This is a genomic window from Bacteroides cellulolyticus, assembly GCF_025567135.1.
GTDB lineage: Bacteria > Bacteroidota > Bacteroidia > Bacteroidales > Bacteroidaceae > Phocaeicola > Phocaeicola cellulolyticus.
This window is the reverse complement of the sequence record NZ_JAOQJJ010000046.1, coordinates 1-507: the sequence shown is the minus strand read 5'-3', so window position 1 is coordinate 507 and position 507 is coordinate 1. Positions and strand designations below refer to the sequence as shown.

2 tRNA genes are annotated in these 507 nt (G+C 38.1%); both read right to left on the bottom strand.

The annotated features are described in order from the left end of the window. Positions 1-127: 127 nt before the first annotated feature. Positions 128-201 (bottom strand) — tRNA-Ala (locus OCV82_RS15140). Positions 202-377: 176 nt separating this feature from the next. Further along, positions 378-451, bottom strand: a tRNA-Ile gene (locus tag OCV82_RS15135). Positions 452-507 lie beyond the last annotated feature (56 nt).

Genomic DNA, 507 nt, shown 5'->3' with positions numbered 1-507 from the left:
GAGCGGATGATATATACTTTTAGCTCTTTTGGTTTTGACCAAATTCTTACTTTTTCAGCTTGTTACATCATGTCAAAGATCTTTCATATTTTCAAGGATTGACTACGTCTATCCTATCAATCTGTAGTGGAGAATAACGGATTCGAACCGTTGACCCCCTGCGTGCAAAGCAGGTGCTCTAGCCAGCTGAGCTAATCCCCCGTGCTGTTGTCTTTTCAAAAGCGGGTGCAAAGGTAAGTGTTTTATTTTGAACTCGCAAATAAAAAAGCAACTTTTTTTCATTATATTTTCATTCAGTTTTGCTGTTTGAAAACATTGACTTTCGTCGATATTATTTCAGATAGATTTGCTACCTGAAACATTGACTTTCGTCGATGTAGTCCCAGGCAGAGTTGAACTGCCGACCTCTACATTATCAGTGTAGCGCTCTAACCAACTGAGCTATAGGACTATATAATAAAAACAAACTTGCCTGTAGTACAAGAAGCATAAACCTTCTTGATATCT